Annotated in this window: 22 protein-coding genes, 4 tRNA genes and 1 riboswitch; of the genes, 17 read left to right on the top strand and 9 right to left on the bottom strand. The window is 70.0% G+C overall.

Features of this window, described 5'->3' with window-relative positions; translation table 11 throughout:
• Positions 1-7: 7 nt before the first annotated feature.
• A riboswitch (cyclic di-AMP (ydaO/yuaA leader) is annotated at positions 8-151 on the bottom strand.
• Positions 152-373: 222 nt separating this feature from the next.
• A complete protein-coding gene (locus P2L57_RS30760) occupies positions 374-1,453 on the top strand; it encodes an alpha/beta hydrolase (protein WP_275820062.1) in 1,080 nt (359 codons plus the stop codon).
• Here the strand turns inward: P2L57_RS30760 and P2L57_RS30755 are convergent.
• Both P2L57_RS30755 and P2L57_RS30750 read right to left on the bottom strand, forming a co-directional pair.
• On the bottom strand, positions 1,404-2,810 hold the full coding sequence (locus P2L57_RS30755; RefSeq protein WP_275820098.1) for an FtsW/RodA/SpoVE family cell cycle protein: 1,407 nt from the start codon (positions 2,808-2,810) through the stop codon (positions 1,404-1,406). The two genes, P2L57_RS30760 and P2L57_RS30755, sit on opposite strands and share 50 nt — an antisense overlap.
• A gap of 217 nt (positions 2,811-3,027) precedes the next feature.
• Positions 3,028-4,665 carry an alkaline phosphatase family protein gene (locus tag P2L57_RS30750; RefSeq protein WP_275820060.1) on the bottom strand — a complete coding sequence of 546 codons (1,638 nt, stop codon included), beginning with the start codon at positions 4,663-4,665 and terminating at the stop codon, positions 3,028-3,030.
• A gap of 249 nt (positions 4,666-4,914) precedes the next feature.
• Here P2L57_RS30750 and P2L57_RS30745 point away from each other — a divergent pair, with 249 nt between their 5' ends.
• Together P2L57_RS30745 and P2L57_RS30740 are read left to right on the top strand one after the other, a co-directional pair.
• Positions 4,915-6,216 (top strand): alpha/beta hydrolase, encoded by a 1,302-nt coding sequence (locus tag P2L57_RS30745; RefSeq protein ID WP_275820058.1) that lies wholly within the window; start codon positions 4,915-4,917, stop codon positions 6,214-6,216.
• 263 nt (positions 6,217-6,479) lie between these two features.
• The gene (locus P2L57_RS30740; RefSeq protein ID WP_275820056.1) at positions 6,480-7,235 is read left to right on the top strand and encodes a DUF4389 domain-containing protein; all 756 of its coding nucleotides are present in this window, start codon (positions 6,480-6,482) and stop codon (positions 7,233-7,235) included.
• A 187-nt stretch (positions 7,236-7,422) separates the two neighbouring features.
• Here P2L57_RS30740 and P2L57_RS30735 read toward each other — a convergent pair whose 3' ends face one another.
• Positions 7,423-8,577: a hypothetical protein gene (locus tag P2L57_RS30735; protein ID WP_275820054.1), complete on the bottom strand. Its 1,155-nt coding sequence runs from the start codon at positions 8,575-8,577 to the stop codon at positions 7,423-7,425.
• 745 nt (positions 8,578-9,322) lie between these two features.
• On the opposite strand from P2L57_RS30735, the gene P2L57_RS30730 reads away from it, so the two are divergent.
• Complete coding sequence (locus P2L57_RS30730) at positions 9,323-10,090, top strand: SDR family NAD(P)-dependent oxidoreductase (RefSeq protein WP_275820052.1); 768 nt, start codon at positions 9,323-9,325, stop codon at positions 10,088-10,090.
• Positions 10,091-10,283: 193 nt separating this feature from the next.
• Here the strand turns inward: P2L57_RS30730 and P2L57_RS30725 are convergent, their stop codons facing one another.
• Positions 10,284-11,048 carry a GntR family transcriptional regulator gene (locus tag P2L57_RS30725; RefSeq protein WP_275820050.1) on the bottom strand — a complete coding sequence of 255 codons (765 nt, stop codon included), beginning with the start codon at positions 11,046-11,048 and terminating at the stop codon, positions 10,284-10,286.
• Between the two features lie 98 nt (positions 11,049-11,146).
• Between P2L57_RS30725 and P2L57_RS30720 the strand changes: the two genes are divergently transcribed.
• The 4 genes from P2L57_RS30720 (at position 11,147) to P2L57_RS30705 (ending at position 12,657) form a co-directional block, all read left to right on the top strand.
• Positions 11,147-11,419, top strand: a complete 273-nt coding sequence (locus tag P2L57_RS30720; protein ID WP_275820048.1) for a hypothetical protein — start codon at positions 11,147-11,149, stop codon at positions 11,417-11,419.
• Entirely contained in the window at positions 11,416-11,817 is a 402-nt protein-coding gene (locus P2L57_RS30715; RefSeq protein WP_275820045.1) for a recombinase family protein, read from the top strand. The genes P2L57_RS30720 and P2L57_RS30715 overlap by 4 nt, the downstream gene beginning before the upstream one ends.
• A 98-nt stretch (positions 11,818-11,915) precedes the next feature.
• Positions 11,916-12,386, top strand: a complete 471-nt coding sequence (locus tag P2L57_RS30710; RefSeq protein ID WP_275820044.1) for a glycine-rich domain-containing protein — start codon at positions 11,916-11,918, stop codon at positions 12,384-12,386.
• A gap of 64 nt (positions 12,387-12,450) precedes the next feature.
• Positions 12,451-12,657: a hypothetical protein gene (locus P2L57_RS30705; protein WP_275820042.1), complete on the top strand. Its 207-nt coding sequence runs from the start codon at positions 12,451-12,453 to the stop codon at positions 12,655-12,657.
• Positions 12,658-12,917: 260 nt separating this feature from the next.
• On the opposite strand, the gene P2L57_RS30700 is transcribed toward P2L57_RS30705, so the two are convergent.
• The 4 genes from P2L57_RS30700 to P2L57_RS30685 all read right to left on the bottom strand — a co-directional run bounded on the left by P2L57_RS30700 (position 12,918) and on the right by P2L57_RS30685 (position 17,679).
• Positions 12,918-12,990: transfer RNA gene (locus tag P2L57_RS30700), tRNA-Lys, on the bottom strand.
• 41 nt (positions 12,991-13,031) lie between these two features.
• Positions 13,032-14,645, bottom strand: a complete 1,614-nt coding sequence (locus tag P2L57_RS30695) for an amino acid permease (protein ID WP_275820040.1) — start codon at positions 14,643-14,645, stop codon at positions 13,032-13,034.
• Between the two features lie 164 nt (positions 14,646-14,809).
• On the bottom strand, positions 14,810-17,002 hold the full coding sequence (locus P2L57_RS30690; protein ID WP_275820037.1) for a DEAD/DEAH box helicase: 2,193 nt from the start codon (positions 17,000-17,002) through the stop codon (positions 14,810-14,812).
• Between the two features lie 200 nt (positions 17,003-17,202).
• Positions 17,203-17,679 (bottom strand): hypothetical protein, encoded by a 477-nt coding sequence (locus P2L57_RS30685; RefSeq protein ID WP_275820035.1) that lies wholly within the window; start codon positions 17,677-17,679, stop codon positions 17,203-17,205.
• A 279-nt stretch (positions 17,680-17,958) separates the two neighbouring features.
• Here P2L57_RS30685 and P2L57_RS30680 point away from each other — a divergent pair, with 279 nt between their 5' ends.
• From P2L57_RS30680 to P2L57_RS30640, 9 genes are all read left to right on the top strand, one after another.
• On the top strand, positions 17,959-18,456 hold the full coding sequence (locus tag P2L57_RS30680) for a fluoride efflux transporter FluC (RefSeq protein WP_372515999.1): 498 nt from the start codon (positions 17,959-17,961) through the stop codon (positions 18,454-18,456).
• Positions 18,453-18,809, top strand: a complete 357-nt coding sequence (locus tag P2L57_RS30675) for a DUF190 domain-containing protein (protein ID WP_275820033.1) — start codon at positions 18,453-18,455, stop codon at positions 18,807-18,809. Before P2L57_RS30680 ends, P2L57_RS30675 begins: the two co-directional genes overlap by 4 nt.
• Positions 18,806-19,180, top strand: a complete 375-nt coding sequence (gene crcB, locus P2L57_RS30670; RefSeq protein ID WP_275820031.1) for a fluoride efflux transporter CrcB — start codon at positions 18,806-18,808, stop codon at positions 19,178-19,180. Before P2L57_RS30675 ends, crcB begins: the two co-directional genes overlap by 4 nt.
• Positions 19,177-20,421: an MFS transporter gene (locus tag P2L57_RS30665; protein ID WP_275820029.1), complete on the top strand. Its 1,245-nt coding sequence runs from the start codon at positions 19,177-19,179 to the stop codon at positions 20,419-20,421. The genes crcB and P2L57_RS30665 overlap by 4 nt, the downstream gene beginning before the upstream one ends.
• Positions 20,415-20,765, top strand: coding sequence for a metallopeptidase family protein (locus tag P2L57_RS30660; RefSeq protein WP_275820027.1), 351 nt, complete (start codon positions 20,415-20,417; stop codon positions 20,763-20,765). Before P2L57_RS30665 ends, P2L57_RS30660 begins: the two co-directional genes overlap by 7 nt.
• 120 nt (positions 20,766-20,885) lie before the next feature.
• A tRNA-Glu gene (locus P2L57_RS30655) sits at positions 20,886-20,958 on the top strand.
• A 38-nt stretch (positions 20,959-20,996) separates the two neighbouring features.
• Positions 20,997-21,071: transfer RNA gene (locus P2L57_RS30650), tRNA-Asp, on the top strand.
• Between the two features lie 4 nt (positions 21,072-21,075).
• Positions 21,076-21,149: transfer RNA gene (locus tag P2L57_RS30645), tRNA-Phe, on the top strand.
• A 135-nt stretch (positions 21,150-21,284) separates the two neighbouring features.
• On the top strand, positions 21,285-21,578 hold the full coding sequence (locus P2L57_RS30640) for a hypothetical protein (protein ID WP_275820025.1): 294 nt from the start codon (positions 21,285-21,287) through the stop codon (positions 21,576-21,578).
• Here the strand turns inward: P2L57_RS30640 and P2L57_RS30635 are convergent.
• Complete coding sequence (locus P2L57_RS30635) at positions 21,575-22,621, bottom strand: ABC transporter permease (protein WP_275820023.1); 1,047 nt, start codon at positions 22,619-22,621, stop codon at positions 21,575-21,577. The two genes, P2L57_RS30640 and P2L57_RS30635, sit on opposite strands and share 4 nt — an antisense overlap.
• Positions 22,622-22,656: the final 35 nt, after the last annotated feature.

The raw sequence follows: 22,656 nt of genomic DNA, 5'->3' as shown, positions 1-22,656 counted from the left end.
GCGCACTCCTTTCCTTCCTTCACGCCTACCGGGTTAGCTGACGGGTTCGGAGCAGGAAGGTCTCCTACGGGCCCTGGTGCAGGCTCGATTCACCCCAGAGGATGGGTCCCCGGTTCCCACGCGCCGGCGCGGGATTCGGCGTTGCGTTATCGAACGTTAATAGACCCACCGGCTTGTTTCCAACCCGTTCGGGGAAAGCCGTGCCCTCGCACCTCTGTTGACGCCGTCGCGCCGGGTGCGGGCGGACGCCGACCGGATGCCCATGCGGTGCATGCGGTAACGAGTGGCCGAGCGGGCAGTGAACAGTGCGTCAACCACGTGAAACGCCGGAATCCGGCGGAACGTCAACCGATTCCCACCCGTCTACTACGTCGTGAGTCTCACCGGCACGTTGTTCTTCGTCGTCCTGATCGCCACGACAGTACTGATGGTCCTCGCCACCCTCGTACTGTGGTCCCGGATCCCCGGACCGCAGCCGCTCCGCTGGCTGGCCCGGCTGGTCATGATCCTCCTCTGCCAGCTGACCGCGATCTCCGTGGTCGCCGTGTGGATCAACACCAGCTACGGGCTCTACGCCTCCTGGGCGGATCTGTTGGGCACGAACAACAACGCCAACGCCGCTGCCATGCCAGGACCGCCCGCCTCCCAGGCGAAGTTCAGCCGCAGCGGAACCGGGATCCTGGACACGTACTTCCACGGGGCGCACTCCAAGCTCTCCGGCCAGGTCATCGTGTGGACACCGCCGGAGTACGACGACCCCAAGAACCGGAACGTGAAATTCCCGGTGTTGATGCTGCTGCACGGAGTGCCCGGCTCACCGCAGTCATGGCTGGAGCACGGCGGGATGCCCGGCGCCTTCCAGCGCCTGGTGGACCAGAACAAGGCGCATCCGTTCATCCTGGCCATGCCGGTGATCAACCCGGGCAGCGTCGACACCGACTGCGCGGACATCTCGGGCCGCAAGGTCGCCACCTGGCTGTCAGCCGATGTGCCGAGCCTGATCAGGGACAAGTTCCGCACCCTCCCCGGCCCGCAGGCGTGGGGCGTCATGGGCTTCTCCACCGGCGGCTACTGCGCCGCCCAACTGCCGCTGGAATACCCGAAGGTGTTCGGCGCGGGCGCCGCGCTCGACCCCGACCGGCTGTCCGGCGATCCGTCGGTACTGTCCAACGCCGACACGCGCCGCATCAACAGCCCGACCGAGATGGTCAGGCACTCCCAGGCCGACGTGGGGATCTTCCTCGCCACGTCCAAGCAGGACCGGTTCAGCCAGCCGTTCTACATCGAGCAGTTCGCCCGCGCGGCACAGGGCAGCAAGGTGCGGGTCAAGACCGAGATCCTCGCCTCCGGCGGGCACAACTACGGCACGTGGACCAGCGAGTTCCCGGCCGCGTTCAGCTGGCTCAGCCAGCAGCTCTCGGCACCACAGCAGTCAGCGCCTCAGAAGAGGTAGCCAGCGACGGGACCGGACTGTTCTGCTCCTCGGTGACCCGGCCCGCCGCATCGCTCAGCTTGATCAGCAGGGCGATCAGCAGCCAGTTGGCGAGGGCGGACGAACCACCGTAGGCGAGGAACGGCAGCGCCTTACCGGTCAGCGGGATCAGACCGCTGACACCGCCCGCGACCACGAACACCTGGAGGGCGACGGCCGCCGAGAGTCCGCCGGACAGCAGCTTGCCGAACGGGTCGGTGAGCACGATCGCGGTGCGCAGTCCGCGTTCGACGAGCAGCACGTACAGCAGCAGGACGGCGGTGACGCCCACCAGGCCCAGCTCCTCGCCGACCGAGGTGAGGATGAAGTCGCTCTGCCCCGCGAAGCCGATCAGCCACGGGTGGCCCTGGCCGAGACCGGTGCCCAGGATGCCGCCGCTGCCGAAGCTGAACAGCGCCTGCGCCGCCTGATCGGAGACCAGACCGGCCGGGCGCTGGTTGGCCGGCAGGAAGATGTCCATCGGGTGCAGCCAGGCCACCACACGGCCGACGACGTGGGATGAGGTGGAGCCGACGATTCCGGCTCCCGCCACCGCCATGAGCAGGCCGACGACCACCCATCCGGTGCGCTCGGTGGCGACATAGAGCATGATCACGAACACGCCGAAGAAGATCAGCGAGGTGCCCAGGTCGTTCTCGAAGACCAGCACCAGCAGGCTGATCGCCCACACCGCGATGACCGGCCCGAGGTTGCGGCCGCGCGGCAGGCTGATGCCCCACACCTTGCGTCCGACCAGTGCGAGCGCATCACGGTTGACGGTCAGATACGCGGCGAAGAAGACGGCGATGGCGACCTTGACGAACTCGTCCGGCTCCAGGGTCGCCCCCGGCAGCTGGATCCAGCGCTTGGCGCCGTAGGTGTCAGCGTGCGAGAACACCGGCGCGATCAGCAGCACCAGGGCGACCGTCATCAGCACATACGCATAGCGCTGCAGCACGCGGTGGTGCTTGAGGAAGATGATGATCCCGATGAACATCGCCATGGAGATCACCAGCCACATGAGCTGGCCGGATGTCTTCGGGGCGAAGGACTTCGGGTACTCGACCTTGTAGCTGATGTCCAGGCGGCCGATCAGCATCAGACCGATCGAGGAGAGCATCACCGCGACCGGCAGGATCAGCGGATCCGCGTACGGAGCGAAGCGGCGTACCGCGAAGTGCGCTCCGAGGGCCAGTGCCGTGAGAACGACGGCGACGAGGTAGAGCCCGCTGGGTACCGAGTCGTTCAGTGCGAGTGCCGCGCTGGCGTAGCCGAAGATGCCGAGCGCTATGGCACCGAGTATCAGTACCAGTTCGGTGTTCCTGCGCCGCTTCACCATGGGTGAAGACCCCACGCGCCCTCCCTTAGTCCGCGGTCCCGCAGCCCAGCGATTCCGTGGTGGGCCAGCCGCATTGTTGCACGGTTACGCAAAGGTCCGGTCCGCTCACCCGGACCGGGGGCCGAGCGGCCGTTCCCCAGCTTCCCGTACCCCGGGGTACGGGAAGCTACGGCGCGTCGTGCGTCACATCACGGTACGTGCCGCGAGGGGCACCGGTTCACCGCACCGGCAGTGCCTCGGTGTGCTCGCGCTGGACGGCCTGCAGGGCGTTCGGGTCCAGGCCGAGCAGGGCCAGGATGGTCGGCGCGATCTGCGCGGTCCTGACGGGCTGCGCCTTGCGCACACCGGACGGGGTGCGGGCGCCGGAGATCACCAGCGGGACGTCGAGGTCGTCGGCGTGGGCGCCGCCGTGCTCGGCGATCTTCTTGGTGCCACCGGTGTAGACCACACCGTACCGGGCGATGCCGAACAGATCCGGCACCCGGGCGTCACCGGCCTTGACCCCGAAGTAGCGGGCCGCGTCCGCTCCGGCGTACACCGTGCTGAGGCCGCCGCGGCTGAAGGCCTTGGGCTTGCCGTTGATGTCGGTTCCCTTGCCGCTCTGCGCCAGCAGGTACTTCTTGGCGAAGTCGGTGGCCGCCTGGGAGCGGTCGTTCAGCCACAGCAGCATGCCGTCGTCGTCCACCGAGTGCGCGACCAGGTCGCCCGCCTTCGGGTGCAGCTTCTTCCAGGCGGCGTTGAGCCCGTCGAGCAGCGGGCCGTCGTCCACCCGGTTCAGCGCGGCCGGGTCGGTCGGCGACTGGCCGTGCTTGGCGGACAGGATGACGGTGGTGCTGGAGCCCAGGTGCTTGGCCTGGATCTCCTGGACCAGCGCGCCGACCTCTCCGTTGACGAAGTCCAGGTTCTTGCGCAGCAGCGGCCCGGGGACGCCCCTGGACTGGTAGCCGCCCTTGAGGCCCTCGGAGGTGGGGAGCTTCTGGGCGGTGGAGACCGACTGGAAGTTCAGGCCGAAGACCGCCGGGGTGCCGACCTTGTGGGCACGGCTGTGGTCGTAGCCGTCGATCTCGTTGAGTACGGCCTGCGTCTTGTAGTGGTCGTACTGCTCGGTGGCCTTGTTGTCGGTGGTCCAGTCACCGCCGGCCGGATATCCCGGCGCGTTGCTGTTGATCTCCGGGGCGAACAGGTCCTGGATGCCGGTGCCCGACGGTCCGCTGAGGATGTCGTACGCGGCGTGCTTGTCCGACCAGGCGGTGCGCAGTCCCGCCTTGCGGGCCACCTCGAAGACCGTGTTCACCTGCAGGTACGAGTGCGGGGCGACCGGCTTGCAGGTCTTGGGGTCGACCGGCAGCTTGCCGGGGTCGAGCAGGTTCTGCGGCTGTTCCGTCATCCGCAGGATGCTGCCCGGCAGGCCGGTGAGCCCCTGGCCGGCGTCGATGGAGGCCTTGTTCCTGTCCAGGTCCTCGGTGAGGTCCACCTCGGCACCGGGCTTGGCGCCCTTGCAGTCGGTGGTGCCGGCAGGCAGCAGCGCGTGGTTGTACGTGTCGTCGTAGTAGACCCCGGTGGTGCCCGGCCCACCACCGGTGAGCTGGGCGGTCATACCGGGGAAGGAGTCCGACGGCGTGGTGGTCCGGGCATGCGCGTACTGCACACCGCCGCCCACCAGCCGGGCCAGCGCCGACTGCGGGTGCCGCTGGATGTACCAGGTCAGGTCCGACTGGTGCAGCCCGTCCACGGAGATCAGGAGCACGTGCTTGGCGGCGGGCCCGGCAGGCCCGGAGGCCTGTGCGACGGTGGCCCCGGCAAGGGTCCCGACAACTCCGAGGGCGGCGGCCAGTCGTATGGAACGGCGAGTCACAGATGTCTCCCGGGTACGCGTGCTGGATACGGCCGGTGGTCGCCGTCATGCGTAGCGGCGGCACGTGTACCGTCGACATCGCGCGTATGAACGCCACACGAAGCGGCGCCCGCGAGCCCGGATCGCGGGCGCCGTGCCGTTCCCTCCGCCGACACGGCTGTGTTTCTTTTGTCGCAGCCCTGCCCCAAGGTCGCTCACGAGTACGAAAATGAGCCGACCAGGGGATAAGCCTGGTTACGCTTCCCCGCCATGAACGTCTCCCTGCTCGACGGCTGGTTTCCCTGGGCCGTCCAAGCCGCAGCCGCGATGGTCTGCCTGGCCGCCATCGGCTGGCGCGACCGGACCTGGCGGCTGCGCCGGGCACCGCTGGTCATCGTCATCTCCGCCGTGGCCACCGCCGCCCTGGCAGTGATCGTGGTCAGAACGGCCGGGATCACCGACCCGCTGCCGTTCGCGCTCTGGATCTGGGCAGGCGTGGCGATCACCGCGCTGGTCGTCCTGGTGGCCGGCTGGCGCGGTGCCCGGTGGTGGCACCGGTTGCTCGCACCGTTCGCCGCACTGCTGGCCCTGCTCGCCGGGGCCAACGCGCTGAACCTCTCGACCGGCTACTACCCGACGGTGGACGACGCGATCGGCGAGCTGACGGACAGCCCGCTGCCGCAGCAGATCACCCTCGACCAGCTGGGCACGGTGACCGGAAAGACCAAGACCGGCCGCATCGTGTCGGTGAACATACCCCCGACCAGCGGCTTCCAGCCCCGCCAGGAACTGGTCTACCTGCCGCCCGCCTGGTTCCGCAGCAAGTCCCGCCCCAAGCTGCCGGTACTGGAGATGATCGGCGGCGAGTTCTCCGAACCCGACAACTGGGTGCGGGCCGGAAACGCCGTGGCGGCCTCCGACGCGTACGCCCAGAAGCACCACGGCTTCTCGCCGGTGCTGGTCTTCACCGACGCGGCGGGCGGCTTCAAGGTGGACACCGAGTGCGTCGACGGCCCGCACGGCATGTCCGAGGACCACCTGGTCAAGGACATCCCCCCGTACATCGAGAAGACCTTCGGCACCAGCACCAGTCCCCGCAAGTGGGGCGTGGTCGGCTGGTCGATGGGCGGCACCTGCGCGGTCGGCCTCACCGTCGAACACCCCGACGTCTTCACGCACTTCGAGGACATCTCCGGGGACATCGGCCCCAACACCGGCAACAAGCAGCAGACCATCAACAAGCTGTACGGCGGCAACGCGGCGGCCTGGGACGCCCACGACCCGCTGACCGTGCTGGCCCACCACGGCAAGTACCAGCACGTCACCGGCTGGTTCGAGAGCGGCGACCAGGAGAGCCGGCACATCATGCAGGCCAAGCAGCTGCGCGCGGCGGCTCACCGGGACGGGATCAACAGCACGGTCACGGTGGCACCCGGCAAGCACGACTGGCAGTTCGGCTCCACGGCCTTCGCCCAGGCGCTCCCCTGGCTCGCCCAGCAACTCGGCACCCCCGGCGCCAAGCCGGGCGCCACGACGCACACCCCGAAGCTCCCGGTGGCGGCCCGGCCCTAGTCAACGGCACCGGCACGCGAAGCGCCGGGCTTCGCGCAGTGGGCCCACAAGCATCTGACGCCCGGGGCCGGCGCTCCCCGGGGCCCGGCGCTCCCCGAGGCCGCGGGCCCGGCGGGCAGCGATCCCCCGCTGGTCATGCCGGCCCGGCCGCTGCGCCGCCCACCGGGCAGCCGCTGCCGTGAGCAGGGCGTAGCTTGTGATGCATGGGGCCCGGTCTTCGAGCGCCGGCTTCGGTCGGCCTGCCGGGAAGGAGCTGACCCTGCATGGCGACGATCGCGGCGGTGGACCAGCCGGTCCGCCTTGAGGCGGAGCTCGACGAACCGCTGTCCCGCTGGCTGTGGCTGGTGAAATGGCTCCTGCTCTTCCCACACCACGTCGCGCTGCTGTGCCTGTGGGCCGCCTTCCTCGTGGTGAGCGTGATCGCGTTCTTCGTGACCCTGTTCACCGGCCGCTACCCGCGAGCGCTGTTCAACTTCACCACCGGCGTGGCGCGTTGGACATGGCGGGTGGCCTACTACTCGTACGCGGCACTCGCCACGGACCGCTATCCGCCCTTCAGCCTCGGTGTCGCACCCGGCTACCCGACCCGGGTGGACATCGCCTATCCGCGCCTACTGCCACGGGGCCTGCGGCTGGTGATCTGGTGGCTGCGCGCGACCCCGCAATACGCCCTGGTCGCGCTCTGTCTCCTCAGCTTCCGGATCTGCTGGTGGATCGGCGGGCTCACGGCACTCCTGGCGGAGGTCGCCCTGGTGGTTCTGGTGTTCACCGGCCCCGGCGGGATCCTGCTGTTCACCGGTCGCTACCCCCAGCGGCAGTTCGCCTGGATCATCGCATTCGACCGCTGGATGCTGACGGTCTTCGCCTATGCGTTCTTGATGACGACCGCATACCCGCCGTTCCGGATGGACAAGGGCGGCATCGAAACGGGTGCTTCCGGAAAGCCCGCTGCCCGACGCCGCTTCGCCGTCCGCAGGCCTCGCCGCGGCGGCATCGCCCCGCTGCGCGGCGCACGGTGAGCCGGTCGGGCCGACCAAGCGGAAACGCCCCGGCCGGGGAAAGCTGCCGGGGCGCGTTCTGTCGCCGCGCGCAGTCCGGCGGCGAAGCGCGGGGCTCCGGTCGACTGTTCGCTCGGCAGCGTTGTGGCCCCGGTCCCGGCGAGGCCGGGGTCGGGGCCACAACTGGTCATTCGTCACATGTCAGCGGTCAGCGGTTGTCGCCGGGGACGAAGAGCAGGCCCTTGGGGCTCTGCAGAGTGACGTTGACGTTGAGGTGGGTCACCACGCCGGTGCGCTGGTCCACGACGGCCAGGGCCGGGTCGTTGGGCTGGTCGCCGGCCTTGGGCGCGGGCTGGGAGGCGAACAGGGTGCCCGGACGGACGCCCTCGGTGTTGGCCTTGTAGATCTTGCCGGCGGCCGAGTCGACGACGAACAGGGTGCCGTCGCCGGTTACCCGCTCGATGTCGTCCAGCTGCGGGGTGGCCGCGCCCTTGCTCGGGGTCTTGGCGTTGACCAGGTTCAGCTGGCGGACCGTCGGGTGCTTGGCGTCCAGGTCGGAGACGTAGACCAGCTTGCTGTCGGCCTGCGCGTCCTGGATCAGCGTGCCGCCGTCGCGGCCGGGGATCCAGCGGTTGGAGTCCGGGTCGGTCAGGCCGAGCTCGGCCTTGGCCGGGGCGCCCTTGGCGGGGTTGATCACCGTGGCCGTGTCGTTGACGCCGTAGACGCGGGTCAGCTTCGCGGCGCTGCCGGACAGCTTCAGGGTGTAGGTCGCGGCGGTGTTGTTCGCACCCGGCAGGGAGGTGTCGGGGTTGGAGTGCGCGACGTAGACGGTGCCGTTGGCGGCCACGGAGAGGGCGTCGGTGCCGCCGTTGGTGCCGTCGCTACCGGTCTCGGCCGGGCTGGGGCTGTAGTTGTAGTGCCGGACGACCCCGGAGGTGCGGGTCGGGGTGATCGTGTAGAGGCTGGAGTTGAGGTCCTCGTTCACGGTGGCCAGCAGGCGGTGGTGGTGCGGGTCGGCGGTGAGGCCGTCGACGCGGCCGGGCAGCACCCAGTGGCGCAGCACCTTGCCGGTCTTGATGTCGAAGCCGACGATGTCGCTCTTGCTGCCGGCGGGGGTGCCGTCGGCAGCAGCGTTGTTCTGGTAGGCGGTGTAGAGCACGTCGCCCAGGCGGGTCAGGTCGTCGGGGTGCGTATAGCCGGCCGGGGCGGCGGCGAAGAGCTTGAGGTGGGTGCCCGCGGAGGCGTGGGGCTTGGCCGCGGGCACGGCCTGGTCGGCCATGGCGGCCGGAACGGCCGCGGCGGAGAGCGCGGCGACGGCGGACAGGACCCCGAGGGCAGCGCGAGCGGTCTTGCGCATGGACATGGGTCGCTCCAGCGAAAAGAAATAGGGGAGGGCCCGCAGCTTGCGCGGGCCCCGTCACCCTGAACGACACCGCACGGACGGGCAAGTGCCGGATCCCTTTTCGAGGAACTGTTCGCCTAGAAGTCTGGACGGGTTCGGTCTTGCGTCACGCGGTGCGATCGCCCACCGCATCGAGTCGGAACAGTGCTCGCCAGCGGCCGTCGGGCAAGCGCAACCCGTCGGCGCCGCCGCCTGTGCCGGTGGTCGCCGGGTAGACGTCACCGACGCAAGGTCGACAACACCACCCGCTGGCATTGCGCGGGAAGGGAGGATCGGATCAGGCGGCAGCGGCTTCGCGGCCCCTGCGGGTCCGGCGAGTCCGGCGGTGGAAGATCTCGGCGAATGTGGTGCGAGCCGCGATGCCGAGCCACAGTAGCTTCCGCAGTTCGGTTGTGACCGGCGCAGAGTCAGCGGCCGAGCCAGAAGACGGCTTTCGAAGAGTGCGGCTGACCTTCAGTTGATCCGTCGCGGGGTATGAGCTGGTGCGTTGGTTGCGCGGTGAACGAAGCGTCTCCCCATAGGGCATACGGGGCATCAAGCGCGGCCGTTCGAGGGATGCCGTGGCCGCCTCCTCTATGACTGCCGTCCGGCCGGGACAGCTTCCTCACAGGGGTACACCCTGGCCGGAAGAGAGCCCCGGTGCCGTGCGGGCTGCTGGCCGCTTGCCTGCCGTTCACTTGTCTGCTCGCAGGAAGGACCTTCGAACGTGCCTGCTCCCGTCGTCCTCATCACGGGCGCGCTCACCGGTATCGGCCGCGCCACCGCGCTGGCCTATGCCCGTCAGGGCGCGAACCTCGTCGTCTGCGGCCGCCACCAGGACGTCGGCGAGCAACTCGCCGGGGAACTCGGCGACCTCGGCGCCCAAGCCGAGTTCATGCGTGCCGACGTCCGCTTCGACGCCGATGTGGAGAACCTCGTCGACCGTGCGGTCGAGCGGTTCGGGCGACTCGATGTCGCCCTCAACAACGCCGGCACCGAAGGAACGCCCGGCCCGGTCACCGAGGTGACCGAACAGAGCTACCAGGCCGTCTTCGATACGAACGTCAAGGGCACGCTGCTGTGCCTGAAGCACGAGTTCCGGGTCATGAGGGAGCAGGGCGGTGGCAGCATCGTCAACGTCAGCTCCACCTTCGGCCTGATGGGCTACCCCGGGGCGACCTTGTACGTCGGCAGCAAGCACGCGGTCACCGGCATCACGAAGGCGGCGGCACTCGAAGGCGCCGCTCACGGTATCCGGGTCAACGCCGTCGCCCCCGGCTACACCCGGACCGCGATGTACGAGCGGTTCACCGGCGACGACACCGCGCGGGACACGGTCGACTCGGTACTGCCCCTGCACCGGGCGGGCACCCCCGAGGAGATCGCCGAGGCCGTCCAGTACCTGGGCTCGGACAAGGCAAGCTATGTCACCGGCCATGTCCTCACGGTCGACGGCGGCCTCATGGCGGGCGGACCCCTGTTCCCGGGCTCGTGAACCAGCCACAACCGAGGAGCGATCACCGCGAAGCGCTCCGGGCACCGACGCGGTTCACACCTTCTGGGAGCAGGTGTGGCGGTCTCCCCGGATCCACGACGCGATCCTGTCCGACCGACGCCGTTCCTGACACGGACGCCCCGCCTTGGCCTTCGGGCCCGGGCGGGGCGTCTTTGTCGTGCCTAGGCTCAACTCAGTCCTCGGGGCGCTGTATCCCGATCTCGTAGGCGACTTCCCACCGCACATCCGGCACAGTGATGTTCGCGGTCTCGACCGGGCGGCCGTCGGTGTCGTAGTAGGTGCGCTCGATCTCCATGACAAGGTCACCGAGCGCGATGCCCAACAAGTTGGCCTGCTCCTGCGTAGCACGGGCCGGGCGCGGCACTTCGACGGCGGCGTCGATAACGATGCCGATGGACCGCATACGCTCGACGACCCCGGCCCCGGCGAGCGGCCCGAGCTCTGGCAGCACGATCGGGGTGTCGCCGGTGATGGCCATCGGCTCCCACGACTCGGAGAGTTGTACCGGCTGCCCGTCGGCGAGGAACTCGTATCGGGTGACCACGCACAGATCACCGGGCGCGATGGCCAGGCGTTCGGCGATGTGCTCCGGCGCCGGGGTTCGGGCATCACTGCGGGATTCCCACGTACCGCGGCGCCCGTGCTCCTTCATGTCCGCACGGAACGGTGAGCCGCCGCGCCGTTCGCGGTGACGGGATCGGACCATACGCATGCGTTCACGAGGTCGACGGACGTATGTGCCGGATCCGGCTCGGCCTTCGAGGATGCCCTCGACGATGAGTCGGTCCATTGCTCGTTGAGTGACGTTCCGCCCGACGCCGTATTCCTCGGCCAACTGGGCTCGCGACGGCAGCTTTTCACCAACGGCCCATTCTCCCGCCTTGATTCGGGCGCGTAGGGCGTCGGCGACTGCGAGGTAGGGCGCCTCTCGTGCCATGGACTCTCCGTGGTGCCCCGCAAGGGGCGGGCAGTGCGTTCGTCGACATTGACAAGCTACTGCATCAGGTCCAACCTACTTAAGTAGCACTACGATACGTGATCAAGCACTCACAGGGGATACTTGTGCGCTCCCAGGAATCACGCGCTACCGCGCTCGCCGGGCGACTCGCCGCGGCAACCGGCTGCGATCCGCGCACTGACGAGACCTCGGAATTGATCCGCCTCGAAGTGGACCTGCCCACTGAGCTCACCGCATCCGCGCGTGACGGCATTCTCGCCGCCCTCGTGCTAGCCGACCGGTACGGACACATCCGCACCGACGAGGGCGCAATTGCGTGGATGGAGCTGGACCTGAGGAAGCCCTCATGACCGCCACTCAACCCGTCGCGTTCGTCTACGACCGCCGCGCGATGTCGCAGAGAGAACTCCTCGAAGCGCGCCTGCGGGCCTGCGCCAGGTACATCAGCGCGCAAGGCTGGGGCTTCGGGGGATGGTGGGTGGACGAAGGCGAGCACGCCCTGACGGACCATCGGCCAGAATTCGATCGCCTCCTCACCGCCGTGCGGGAGGCGGAATGCGACCGGCCGCGCGTGTGCCTCATCTACGGCTGGAACCGCCTCGCTCACAGCAATGAGATCCGCGGGGTGATGACGCGGCGCGTGCTGCTGCTCGGCGGATGGGTGGAGACCTGCCAGGGCGAGAAGCGCACTCCCGACGGTCGGTACACGCAGGTGGGACGCCTGACGTCAGGCCCAATAACCGCCTGAGTAACCCCTTAAGACTCCCGCCCCGGCCGCCGGACCTGGACAGCTCGAACGGCCGGGACGGGCCCATCGATCTCGAAGGATCAGGAAGGACCCTACCCATGGGAAACGCCCGTGATCTTCTCATCACCGAGGAGTTCGAGGGGGTGGTCGGCACCGCCGCCCGCAACAACCCCGACATGGCCAGCGAGGTGGCCGAGCGCATCACCGAGGAGGCCATCAAGTTCGTGGCCACCGCCGCCAAGTCGCCCGGTCGCGGCCTGCGCCCGTCCCGGATCGTCGACGAGGGATGGCACGCCCTGATCCTGCACACGAAGGTGTACGCCGCACTGTGCGGGAAGATCGGCGGATTCATCCACCACGTGCCGGAGCCGCCGGCCCCGTCCCGCTACGACCCCGGTGCGCTGGAGCGCGCCCAAGAAGCCATCACCGAGGCCGGGTACGAGCCGGACCCGATGCTGTGGCTGGCGCCCGGCGACCCGTCCATCCTGGTGGCCGCGTCCTGCCAGCACTCGCCAGGCGGCCCCGAGGGCAGCTGCACCGAGAGCTGCGCCCCCAGCGGACCGAACTGACGCATTCCCCGGCGGCCGTTCTTCCAATGGCCGTAGCGTCGTTGGGAGAACGAAGGAGGCGAGCATGAGCGAGTGGACGAATCCGAGGCACGCGGGCACGCTGGTGGCCTACCGTGCGGCCCAGCAGGAGCACGGATACCCGCGCGAGTTCGGCCGTTGGCGGAAGCGCCAGCGGTGGTGTGACGGCTTCGCGATGGTGACGGACCCGGCGACCGGGGCCGTCTTCACCACCCCGCACGGCCTGCCGCGGAAGGATCCCGAGCAGACCTGACGCCGCCGCTACCGAGACGCCCCGTCCGTGCGCTGCCCCCGAGGCGCGAGGGCGGGGCCTTCTGCGTTCTGGAGAGTGATGCTCGCCACATGGCCGCCCTTCCGGGTGGGCTGCGGAGGTCTCCGGCAGTACTCCGCCGAGGCATGATCGTCTGCATTTCGGCCGAGCGTTGGCCGAGCTAGCGATCTTCAGAGCTGTTCCAGATCGACGAAAGCGCCCCGCCCACGGCCTCCGCCGCAGGTGGGGCGCTTCTCGTGCGGTGGGCCATCAGGGGCTCGAACCCTGAACCAATGGATTAAAAGTCCACTGCTCTGCCAATTGAGCTAATGGCCCGCACCCCGCAGCATAGCTGGGGTGGGGCCCTCGCTTCGATCTCATATGGGTTGGACGGGCCGCGGGTCCTGGGACGGGGGCGGCTTGAGGAACCATGCGCGGGCGGAGAACAGCCACCAGGCGCTCGCGAAGCCCAGTACCGCCAGGACGGCGATGACAGCGTAGTTGAAGGTCTCGGCGGTCACCGGACTGGACTGCGGAAGCATGAACAGCACCGTGATCAGCGTCACCCAGGCCACCGACACCGCGCCGAGGGGGCGGCTCCAGCGGCCCAGGTGCCAGGGGCCGCGGTCGAAGCGGGCGCCCTGGCGCAGGCGCAGGTAGATGGGGATGACGTAGGCGATGTACTGGCCGATGGTGGCGATGGACGTCACGGCGGCGTACGCGGTCGAGTTGATCAGATACGGCAGGCCCAGCACCAGCGCTCCGAGGGCGGCGAGCCAGACCGCGTTGGTGGGAGTGCGGGTCTGCGGGTTGATGCGCTGCCAGACGCGGGAGTACGGCAGGGCGCCGTCCCGTGAAAAGGCATAGATCATCCGGCTGTTGGCGGTCACCGACGACATCCCGCAGAACAGCATCGCGCCGATCGCCACCAGGAGCAGCAGCTTGCCGCCGGTCGCGCCCACCGCGTCCAGCAGGATCTGCGCGGGCGGCACGCCCGTCTTCGTGTTCAACGTGCCGTCGTACGACTGGATGGCGAAGGTGAAGCCGAGCAGCAGCACCAGGCCCGCGATCCAGGACAGCCAGATCGACCGCACGATGCCGCGCGGGCCAGCCACCGAGGCGTCCCGCGTCTCCTCGGTCATGTGCGCGGACGCGTCGTAGCCGGTGAAGGTGTACTGCGCCACGAGCAGGCTCAGCAGCCCCACGTACCACGAGCTGTGCCAGCCGGTGTTGTTGACGAAGTGGGTGAAGACGAAGGACGCGGACTGGTGCTTGTCCGGTGCGAAGGTGAGCGCGCCGACGATCACCCCCACACCCAGGACGTGCCACCACACGCTCACGTCGCCCAGGATCGCCACGATCCGCACGCCGAACGTGTTCAGCAGGCCGTGCACCAGCAGGATGACCGCGAACAGCCCGATGGTGCGGGGCGCCGTCACCGTGAAGCCGAACTGCAGGTTCAGGTACGCGCCCAGGAAGCTCGCCGCGCCGAAGTCGACGCCCGCGGTCACCGCGATCTGGCCGAGCACGTTGAACCAGCCGGTGAACCACGCCCAGGCGGCCGCCGACCGGGGCGGCGCCAGCCGGTGCGCCCAGAAGTACAGCCCGGCGGACGTCGGGTAGGCCGAGCACACCTCCGCCATCGCCATGCCGACGACCAGTGTCATCAGGCCCACCCCGACCCAGCCCCAGATCAGCATGGCCGGGCCGCCGGTGTTCATACCGAAGCCGTAGAGCGTCAGACAGCCGGAGAGGACCGAGATGATCGTGAAGGAGACGGCGAAGTTGGAGAACGCCGACATCCGGCGGGCCAGGACCTGGGTGTAACCGAGCTGGCGCAGTCGCTCCTCGTCGGAGTCGAGCGCGGGCGCCGACCCGGGCGCGGACTCGGATGCGGACGCGGACCCGGACCCGGACCCGGACCCGGACGCGGACTCGGATGCTTCGGCGGAGGCGATTCTTTCGTCGGTGGAACCATTGGGATCTGTCATGCCCACTGCGATTCCCCGCGACAGTCGTTCCAATGCACTGTGGCCGGATTTTAAAGGTATGAAACCAGACCGTTACCGCGGCGGGGAAGCGGCGAGGAAAACGAAGGGGCCCGGACGATGGCGTACATCGTCCGGGCCCGATCGCTGGTGTTCAGCTACCGCCGTCAGCCGTTGCGCTTCCAACGCGGCTTGTCCGCACGGCGGTCGAAGCCGCGGGCGCCGGTGTTGGACGCCCCGCGGTGGTCGTCACGGCGGCCGTACGGGCGGCGGTCGGCGTCGCGGTCCCGGCTGAACGACGGGCGGTCGTCACGGCGGTCCCGGTTGAACGGACGGTCGCTGCCACGGTGGTCACGGCGCTCGCGGTGGTCGCGGTTGAAGCCGCCCCGGTCGTCCCGGCGGTCGAACGAACGGCGCTCGCCACCGCGGTCGTCACGGTTGAACGGACGACGGTCGTCACGGCGGTCGCCACCGCGCTCGTCGCGGCGGTCGCCACCGCGCTCGTCACGGCGGTCGCCACCGCGCTCGTCACGGCGGTCGAAGGACCGGTCCCGGTCACGGCCGAACGACGGGCGGTCGTCGCGGCGGTCCCGGTTGAACGGACGGCGCTCGCCACCGCGGTCATCGCGGTTGAACGGACGACGGTCGTCACGGCGGTCGCCACCCCGGTCGTCACGGCGGTCCCGGTTGAACGGACGGCGCTCGTCACGGCGCTCGTCACGGCGGTCGCCACCGCGCTCGTCACGACGGTCATACGAGGACCGGGCCGGACGCTCGGCGCGCTCGTAGCTGCCGCGGCGCTCGAAGTTGCCCCGCTCGTCGCGGCGTTCGCGCTGCTCCTCCACCGGCGCGGGCGCCGGTGCCGGAATAACGGCTTCCGGCTGCTCCGCCTCGGTCTCGGCAGCGGCCGGCACCGGCTCGCCGCGCTCGCGCGCCGCACGCGCGGTCAACCGGTCGGCCTCTTCGCGCAGTTCCGTCGCACGGCGCTGCGCGCGCTCCAACTCGCGGGTGAGCTCGGTCACCTCACGCTCGGCCTGCTGCGCGGCGTTCGACGCCGCGTCCGCCTGGACCTCGGTCAGCGAACGGGCGCCGGTGATCTGCGCCACGTCCTCGTCGAACGCGCCGCCGCCACCGACGATGTGCCGCGAGGCCTCGACGCCCGCGTCCTCCATCAGCCGGAAGATGGTCTTGCGCTGGTGCGGAAGGGCGAGCGAGACCACGGTGCCGCTCTGGCCCGCGCGGGCGGTACGGCCCGAGCGGTGCAGGTAGTCCTTGTGGTCGCCGGCCGGGTCGACGTTCAGCACCAGGTCGATGCCGTCCACGTGAATGCCGCGCGCGGCGACGTCCGTCGCCACGAGCACGTTCACGTAGCCGTCCTTGAAGTCCGCCAGGGTGCGGGTGCGCGCGCCCTGCGTCATACCGCCGTGCAGCGCGTCCGCCCGTACGCCCGCGTCGCGCAGCTGCTCGGCGACCCGGTCGGCGCCCATCTGGGTGCGGACGAAGATGATGGTGCGGCCCTTGCGGGCGGCGATGGCGGCGGTGACCGGCGCCTTGTCCTTCGGCTTCACCACGAGCACGTGGTGGGTCATGGTGGTCACCGCGCCCGCCGAGGGGTCCACCTCGTGCGTGACCGGGTCCACCAGGTACCGCTTGACCAGCGTGTCGATCTCGTTCTCCAGCGTCGCGGAGAACAGCAGCCGCTGTCCGCCGGACGGGACCAGGTCGAGGATCTCGGTGACCTCGGGCAGGAAGCCCATGTCGGCCATCTGGTCGGCCTCGTCCAGCACCGCGATCTGCACCTGGTCGAGGGCGCAGGCGCCGCGGTCGATCAGGTCGCGCAGCCGGCCGGGGGTGGCGACCAGGATGTCGACACCGCGCTCCAGCGCGTAGATCTGGTTGGCCATCGAGGTGCCGCCGCAGACCACCTTGAGCTTCAGGCCGAGCACGTCACCGTACGGCTGGAGCGCGTCGGAGACCTGCATGGCGAGCTCGCGGGTCGGGGTGAGGATCACTCCGCGCGGGCGCTTCTTGTCGGTGTGGCCACCCGCCAGCGTGGTCAGCAGCGGGAGACCGAACGACAGGGTCTTACCGGAGCCGGTACGGCCGCGGCCCAGGATGTCCTTGCCCGCCAGGGCGTCCGGAATGGTGGCGGCCTGGATCGGGAACGGCGTGGTGACGCCGTTCTGCGCGAGCTTGCGGACGATCTGCTCGGGCAGACCGAGGTCCGCGAAGGTGATGGTCGGGGCGTCCTCGGTGACGGTGTCCACCGTGGTGGCCTCGTCGTTCAGGAGCGCCTCGTCGTTCAGAAGCGCCTCGTCGTTCACGGACAGGGCAGAACGGTCGGCAGTGTCAATAGGCATGCTGAAGCTGAACCTCTCGGAGACTCGGCACGCGCCAGCTCCGCAGGTTGCTTACAACCGCCTCGATGCGGTCAGCCACGGGAGAAAAGGAACGCGCCACGCGGCGCGCTTCGGTATGGCGCCGGGGGGAATGGGGCAAACGATCTACTACCATACCGACACACCGCCCCCATCGCCAAATCCCCTCCCGGAAGGCCGCCTCAGCCCCCCGCCTTGGGCTGGGCACCCGGCGACGGCGAAGCCCCACCCGTGGACGGCGGCGGCGTCGGCGTGGGGGTCGGTGTGGGGCTGGTCACCGGCGGCGGTACCACGGGCGTGCTCGGCCGCACCGACGACGGCCGGGGCGCCGGACCGTGCGGCGCGGACGGCGGACGCCCGGCCGAAGACGACTCGGGGTGGTCCGACGACCGTCCCGCGGACGGCGCCGCCTGCACCGACGCGGCCCCCGGTGAGACGGAGGCGTCCTCGGGAGTACCCGGCACCGCCCGATGGGCCCGCGCCGCATCACCGTCCGGATCCGCACTCGCGCTGCCCGCCCCGGCCGACGGACCGGCCGAGCCGTGCGATTGCGGACGACCGGGCTCGGAGAACCGCAGACAACCCGCGGTCCCGGCGAGCAGGAACACCAGCGGCAGCGCGGCGGCAGCCCTACGGGCACGCGCGGAGAGTCGAGTCACGGCCTACCCAACGCATTCCCCCAGCCGGAGGACACGGGAGCACGGCGCGTGCGCCCGGCGTCGGTCCATTACGGTTGGGGTGAGATGTGACAGCGGGTGCGATCCGCCTTCCGCCGGGAGCGACGGAAGGGGACCGGCGAGACCGTGACGCAGCCGCGCGGCGGTGGGGCCCGCCGTACCCGAACCGCGGCACCTGCCGCCAACGGTCCCTACTTGCCGGCGGAACGCGCCCGCACGCCGCGGGCGCCGCGCGAGTAGGAGGCGTACGTGGAGGCATCCGTGGCAGGAGCCGGAACCGGACCAGGGATCCCGACCGCGAACGAACCCGCCGGTCCTGGGTTCACCCTCGGCCCGCCCGTCCGCCGATCGCCGCTGCGCGGCCAGCTGCCCACGCTCGCCGTGATCTCGGCCGGCGGCGCGCTCGGCGCGTCGGCCCGCTACGGCGCGGCGCTGCTGTGGCCGACCGCGCACGGCGCGTTCCCCTGGACCACGCTGCTGGTGAACGCGGTGGGCTGCGCGGTGATCGGGGTCTTCATGGTCGTGGTCACCGAGGGCCTCTCCGCACACCACCTGGTGCGGCCGTTCTTCGGCACCGGTGTGCTTGGCGGGTTCACCACGTTCTCCACCTACGCGGTGGACGCCCAGCACCTTCTGACGGGTAGTCAGATCGGTACGGCGCTGGTCTACTTGGCCGGGACGGCGGTGGCCGCCCTGGTGTCGGTGTGGGCAGCGGCGGCGCTCACCCGCCGGGTGATCAGCTGGAGGCGGGGACGATGAGGCTGACCGGTCCCGCGCTGCGGGTGACGATCTTCATCGGGGAGAACGACACCTGGCACCACAAGCCGCTGCACAGCGAGATCGTGCACCGGGCACACGCCGCCGGACTCGCCGGCGCCTCCGTCTTCAAGGGAGTTGAGGGCTTCGGCGCGTCCTCGCTGATCCACACCTCCCGGCTGCTGTCGCTCAGCGAGGACCTGCCGGTGGCCGTGGTGATCGTCGACACCGAGGAGCGGGTACGGGCCTTCCTCCCGCAACTCGACGAACTGGTCTCGGAGGGCCTGGTGATGCTCGACGAGTGCGAGGTCATCCGGTACGTCGGACGGCCCGGCCGGCGCGGGGAGCGGCGGTGAACTGGCTACTGGTGGTCGTCGGAGCGATGGTCGGCGCTCCGCTGCGCTATCTGACCGACCGCACGGTCCAGACCAGGCACGACACGGTCTTCCCCTGGGGGACGTTCACCGTCAACGTGGTCGGCTGCCTGATCCTGGGGGTGCTCACCGGGGCAGCGGCGGCCGGGGCCGCCTCCTCGCATCTGCAACTGCTGCTCGGTACCGGGCTGTGCGGGGCACTGACGACGTACTCGACGTTCAGCTACGAGACGCTCCGGCTGGCCGAGCAGGGGGCGCGGCTGCTCGCAGCGGCGAACGTCATCGCGAGCATCGCGGCCGGTCTCGGCGCGGCCTTCGCGGGCGCCGGTGTGGCACAGGTCCGGTGGGGATGAGCGCGGCCCGGGCACCGCTGCGCCCGTGGGGCTTCGTGGTGGCCTTCGGCACCGTCAGCCTGCTGGCGGACTTCGTCTACGAGGGCGCCCGCTCGGTCACCGGGCCGCTGCTGGGCTCGCTCGGCGCCTCGGCCGCCGTGATCGGAGCGGTGACCGGCGCCGGGGACGCGGCCGCGCTCGGGCTGCGGCTGGTGTCGGGACCGCTGGCCGACCGTACCCGGCGGTTCTGGACGCTCACCATCGCCGGGTATCTGCTGACCGTGGTGAGCGTGCCGCCGCTGGGCGTGGTGGGCACGCTGTGGGCGGCCTGCGTCCTGGTGGTCGCCGAGCGAGTGGGCAAGGCGGTACGCAGCCCGGCGAAGGACACGCTGCTCTCGCACGCCACCGCCGCGACCGGACGCGGCCGCGGCTTCGCGGTGGCCCAGGCACTGGACCAGACCGGGGCGCTGATCGGGCCGCTCACGGTGGCCGGGGTGCTCGCGGCCACCGGCGGCGACTACGCGCCTGCCCTGCTGGCCCTGGCCGCACCGGGCGCCGCCATGCTGGCCGTACTGCTGTGGCTGCGGGCCAGGGTCCCGAACCCGGCGGCGTACGAGCCGGTCCGGCCTGAGCCCGAGCCCGAGCTCACCGCCGACGGCACCGCCGGCGCGGGACCACACCGCACCCGCGGCACCGCCCCCGGCGTGCCGCTGCCCCGCGCCTTCTGGCTCTACGCGGCCTTCACCGGAGTCACCACCTGCGGGCTGGCCACCTTCGGGGTGCTCTCCTTCCACCTCGTACACAACGCTCTGCTGCCGGTCGCGGCGGTACCGGTGCTGTACGCGGGGGTGATGCTGGCCGACGCGCTGAGCGCGTTGGCCACCGGCTGGGCGTACGACAGGTTCGGGTCGCGCGCGCTGGTGACGCTGCCGTTGCTGACCGCGGCGGTGCCCGCGCTGGCGTTCACCGACAACGTCGCGGTGGCGGTCGGCGGCGCCGTGGCATGGGGCGCGGCGCTCGGCGTCCAGGAGTCCACGCTGCTGGCCACCGTCGCCGACCTGGTCCCGGCCGCGCGCCGGGCCACCGCGTACGGCGTCTTCGCCGGTGTGACCGGCGCCGCGACGCTGGTCGGCGGCGCGCTCACCGGCGCGCTGTACGGGTACTCGATCCGGGCGCTGATCATCACCGTCGCCGCGACACAGGCCGCGGCGCTCGTCCTGCTGGCCGTGGCGCGCCGGTCCGGGAGAATGGCGGCGTGCTGAAGATGTCGCGCGAGGAGTTCGAGGAACTGGTCGGTTCGGCTCTCGACCGGATCCCCTCGGATCTGGCCCAGGCCATGGACAACATCGCGGTCTTCGTCGACGACGAGCCCGCCCCGTCGGGCCCGGAGCTCATGGGCCTGTACGAGGGGACGCCGCTGACCGAGCGCGGCGAGTGGTACGCGGGCGTGCTCCCCGATCGGATCACCATCTACATGGGCCCGATCCTGCGCCGCTGCGAGGAGCCGGAGGAAGTGGTGCACGAGGTGGCCGTCACGGTGGTGCACGAGGTCGCCCACCACTTCGGCATCGACGACGAGCGGCTGCACGAGCTGGGCTGGGGCTGACAACCCACCCGTCACCGCGTGCGGACCCTGCCCCGGAACCGTTTTGGCGATACCGCTCGGCATCCCATATGCTTCTCACGTCCCCGACGGCGGCAAGAAACACGCCAAGGCGGGCCATCAGCCCTCATCGTCTAGTGGCCCAGGACGCCGCCCTTTCAAGGCGGTAGCACGGGTTCGAATCCCGTTGGGGGCACGCATCACCATGTGCGAGACTGGTTCTCGCACAAGCTTGGTCCTGTGGAGCAGTTTGGAGTGCTCGCCACCCTGTCAAGGTGGAGGCCGCGGGTTCAAATCCCGTCAGGACCGCTGCGGCTGGGTAGCTCAGTTGGTACGAGCGACCGCCTGAAAAGCGGTAGGTCGCCGGTTCGACCCCGGCCCCAGCCACCGCACGATGAAGACCCCGCCTCGGCGGGGTCTTCATCGTTTTCGGGCATCGCATCGCTCTCCTGTTCACTCGTATGAGTAGTACGAGTAGATCGTCATGGCTCCGGCAGGCCCTGCGCCCATAGACTCGCCCACATGGCCGACCCCATCTCGGAGAACGAGCTCGCCGCGCTGACCCGTCGTTACGAGGACACGCGCACCGATCTTGAGACGATCAAGCACGATGTGCTGTCTCTCAAGCACGATGTGCTGACTGTCCGCACGGAGCTGCACAACTTCAGGACTGATGTGCGCCAACGCTTCGACGCGCAGGACGCCAAGTTCGACGCGTTGGACGCCAAGTTCGACACCTTCATCACCGAGCAGCGTTCCGTCAACGCCACCCTGGTCGACCTGCTGACCAATCTCGTCGGCCGCAACGCCGACTAGCGGCCCCCCGGATGGCGGCGGCGCCAGATCCAGAAGATCGTGCTGGCCCCGATCGCCCACGCCGCGAGTACCAGGAACGGGAAGGCGTGCTGGTAGCCGCGGAAGTAGACCGCCGTGTGCTGGGCGTTCACCGACGCGCCCGGTGGCAGCCAGCGGCCGACCGTGCCGAGCAGGGACGGCAGCAGCGGCCAGGAGACCGCGCCGCCCGAGGACGGATTGCCGAGCATCACCATCAGGCCCCAGGTCGGCAACAGCGCCCAACGCCGGATCAGGGCGTTGAACATGCTGAAGACCATGCCCGAGGTGAACATCGTCAGCGCCAGAATCAGCCATGACTCGATGAACGGCAGCCGCAGCGCGCCGAGCCCCCAGTCCACGACGGCGCAGATCGCGAAACCGCCGAGCAGTGCGTAGACGACCGTGAACGCGATGCGTTCTGCGGGCCTGAGCTCCTTCGCGTGGACGCTCAACTGCACCGCGCCGATGAAGCCGACCACCACCGAGGCCAGCGAGATGTAGAAGATGGCGAGACCACGTGGATCACCGCGCTGCAATGGCTTGATGTCGGTCACCACGACCGGCACGCCGATCGACCTGCCGACCCGCGGCGCCGCCTCGGCCAGCAACTGGGCGACCGAGGCGCCGGACGCGCTGGACAGGTCGAGCCGGCCGCTGTCCCTGCGCTCCTCCAGGATCGCGAAGACCTTCTGCTCGTTGACGGCCTGCAGCGCCTGCGCGTAGGTCCGGTAGGGGTGCAGTTCGAGTGACGCGCCCAGCGCCTTCTCCATGCCCCGGACGAACTGCGCGCGTTTGACGGCGGACGCCGGGACACCGGTGACGGCGGTCGGAATGTGACGCGGGGTCGGATTGGCCATGGCGTAGGTGTACGAGCCCGCGAAAAGGCCCGCGCCCACCGCCACGATGAGCGTGATCACGGTCGCGGGCAGGAACGGCGACACGCGGAACGCCCGCCACACTTCCCGGGCCCAGCGCACCGGCCTCGGCACCCGGCGCGGCCGGTCCCGTTCCGGTTGCTCGTCCATGCGGCCCACCCTCGCTGCCAACCGGGCATCGCGCA

This window comes from Streptantibioticus ferralitis (assembly GCF_029223525.1).
Taxonomy (GTDB): Bacteria; Actinomycetota; Actinomycetes; order Streptomycetales; family Streptomycetaceae; genus Streptantibioticus_A; species Streptantibioticus_A ferralitis.
This window is presented reverse-complemented; position numbering and strand designations above follow the sequence as displayed.